A 2,992-nucleotide genomic window follows, 5' to 3' on the forward strand; every position below is an offset into this window, starting at 1 on the left:
GCCCGCCCCCGGCCGCTCCCGGGCGCGCGGGCCGGGTCGCGCCACCGCCTGACGGCGCGGCCGGAGCTGGCGCCGCCGGCGGCTTGCGCCGTTCGGTCTCGTCACGTTCGGCCGTCTCGTCACGTTCGGCCGTCTCGTCACGCTCGGCCGTCTCGTCACGCTCGGCCGTGCCGACGACGACGCCCAGAGCGTCAGCGATGCCCCGCAGCAGCGTGACCGCGGACGTGGGGACGGTGACGTGCTGCCGGTCGAGCCCGACGAGCAGACCGTGTAACCGCCCATCGTCGCCCACCACCGGCATGGCGACATAGCTGCGGACTCCCAGGCGCGACGGCTCGTCCGTCCCCGCGAACGCGGGGTCGTTGCCGACGCCCGCCAGCGTGACGGGCGCGCCGTCGAGCACCCTCGCGCTGACGGTCTCGCTCCGGGGCAGCGTCAGACCCGCGTCGAGGCCGGGCATGGTCCCCGCCGTCCGCTGGTAGGTCGCGGTCGAGCCCGACAGGACCACGAAGCCTGTCGCTTCCATCCCATGGATGGCGCCCGCGGCCTGCAGTGCGGCATCGACCGCGCTCCACGTACGTGCTGAAGGTACTGACGACACAGCCCGAACTCTCCCACAAACTTCACGGGCAGTGACGGAGACCGTCCCTCGATCAAGCTCTACGGGCTCAAGTCGGCGCGCAGCCGCTGCTCTGCTGCTGCTATCTGTCGCTCTGAGTATCCGTTATGCGGCAGAAGAGGTCTTCTCCGTGACCTGGCGCAGGCTCGGGTTCGTCAGCGCGGTGCCATCCTCGAAGACGACGGTGGGCACGGTTGCGTTGCCGTTGTTGATAGCTCGGACGATCTGTTCAGCCTGTGGGTTCTGCTCGATGTCGACCGTTTCGTACGGGATGCCGGCCTGGTCGAGCTGACGCTTGAGGCGGGTGCAGTAGCCGCACCACGACGTGGTGTAGATCGTCGGCACGAACGGTCCCTTCGGTAGCGGTGACAGAACAAATCTTCACAACCGCGGCGCGGCCCGGTCGCTTCCCGTCGGTGGCGGCGGCTACCGTTCCTCCCATGGCGCGTGCGACTCCTCCCATGGCGCGTGCGACCGTCGACGACCCGGCGCGGGACGCGCCGTTCCCGGGCGGTGCGGGCGTGTCCGGGCAGTGGCTGGTCGACGCGCTCGACCCGGAGCAGCGCCAGGCGGTGCTCGCCCCGGTCGGCCCGGTCTGCGTGCTGGCCGGCGCGGGCACGGGCAAGACGCGGGCGATCACGCATCGGATCGGCCACCTGGTGGCGTCGGGCACCGTCCCTCCCGGCCAGGTACTTGCTGTGACCTTCACCACGCGCGCGGCCGGGGAACTGCGCGGCCGGCTGCGCACACTCGGCGCGGACGGCGTCCAGGCGCGCACCTTCCATGCGGCCGCGCTGCGGCAGCTCGGCTACTTCTGGCCCAGGATCGCCGGGGCCGCGCTGCCCAGGCTCGTCGAGAGCAGGATCGCGCTGGTGGGCCGGGCGGCGAGCCGGGCCGGCCTGACACCGGGCCGGACCGAGCTCCGGGACCTCACCGCCGAGATCGAGTGGGCCAAGGCCACCCTGCTCACCCCCGAGCAGTACCCGGCGGCCGCCGCCGCGGCCGGGCGCGAGACGGCGCACCCGCCCGAGGTGGCCGCCCGGCTGTACACCGCCTACGAGCAGGCCAAGCGGGAGGCGGGCGTGCTCGACTTCGACGACCTGCTGCTGCTGACCGCCGCCGTGATCGAGGAGCACGGCTGGGTCGCCGAGGAGCTGCGCTCCCGCTACCGCCACTTCGTGGTGGACGAGTACCAGGACGTCAACCCGCTGCAGCAGCGCCTGCTCGACGCCTGGCTCGGCGAGCGGGACAGCATCTGCGTGGTCGGTGACGCCAACCAGACCATCTACTCGTTCACCGGGGCGTCCCCCCGCTACCTGCTGGACTTCCCCCGGCGCTTCCCCGAGGCCCAGGTGGTCCGTCTCGTGCGGGACTACCGCTCCACCCCGCAGGTGGTCGGGCTGGCCAACCGGCTGGTCGGGAGGGCCGGCACCGCCGGCCCTCCCGGCGCGCGGGACACGGCGGGCGGGCCAGGGACGCACGGTGCGGCGGGGACCGTGCTCGCGGTGTCCCGGCACGAGCCGCCGCGGCTGGTCGCGCAACGCCCGGACGGCCCGGCCCCGACGTTCACCGAGTTCGACAGCGAGCCCGAGGAGGCGGCCGCGGCCGCCCGCCGCATCCGCGCGCTGTTGGGCGCCGGCGTGCCCGCCAGCGAGATCGCCGTGCTGTACCGGGTCAACGCCCAGTCCGAGGCGTACGAGACCGCGATCGCCGCCGCCGGCATCCCGTACCTGGTCCGCGGCGGTGAGCGGTTCTTCGAGCGGCCGGAGGTCGCCGAGGCCGTCCAGCTGTTGCGGGCGGCCGCGCGGTCGGCCGACACCGACCGGCCGGCGGGGCTGGTGGCCGAGGTCACGGAGGTCTTCGCCGCGCTGGGCTGGCGCGGCGACGACCCGCCGAACGGCTCGGGCGCGCAGCGGGAGCGCTGGGAGAACCTGGCCGCGCTCGTGCGCCTCGCCGAGGCCCTGGCGGCCGCCGATCCGGGCGCCACCCTCGACCACTTCGTCGCCGATCTCGCCGACCGGGCCGCCCACCAGCACATCCCCACCGTCGAGGGGGTCACGCTCGCGTCCCTGCACGCGGCCAAGGGCCTGGAGTGGGACGCGGTCTTCCTGGTCGGCCTGGCCGAGGGGACGCTGCCTATCGTCCACGCGCAGACCCCGGCGCAGGTCGAGGAGGAGCGGCGCCTGCTCTACGTCGGCGTCACCCGGGCGCGCGAGCGGCTGGCGCTGTCGTGGGCGCTCGCCCGCCACGAGGGCGGCCGCAGGTCCCGCCGGCCGTCGCGCTTCCTCGACGGTCTGGCGCCCCGTCCGGCGGCGTCGGCGGGCAGACCGGCGGGTGGGCCGGCGCGCCCGGGAGCGGACGGCGCCGATGCCC

Annotated in this window: 3 protein-coding genes; 1 reads left to right on the plus strand and 2 read right to left on the minus strand. The window is 74.5% G+C overall.

Going from position 1 to position 2,992, the window contains the following annotated elements; genetic code table 11:
- Both NBW84_RS23670 and NBW84_RS23675 read right to left on the minus strand, forming a co-directional pair.
- Window positions 1-601: GAF domain-containing protein (locus NBW84_RS23670; RefSeq protein WP_250287544.1), on the minus strand; the 601-nt coding region annotated here is incomplete at its 3' end.
- Between the two features lie 123 nt (window positions 602-724).
- Window positions 725-964, minus strand: coding sequence for a mycoredoxin (locus NBW84_RS23675; protein WP_250287546.1), 240 nt, complete (start codon window positions 962-964; stop codon window positions 725-727).
- Between the two features lie 116 nt (window positions 965-1,080).
- Between NBW84_RS23675 and NBW84_RS23680 the strand changes: the two genes are divergently transcribed.
- On the plus strand, window positions 1,081-2,992 hold a 1,912-nt coding region (locus NBW84_RS23680; protein WP_250287548.1), incomplete at its 3' end, for an ATP-dependent helicase.

This window comes from Protofrankia sp. CiP1_Cm_nod2 (assembly GCF_920664355.1).
Classification (GTDB): Bacteria; Actinomycetota; Actinomycetes; order Frankiales; family Frankiaceae; genus Protofrankia.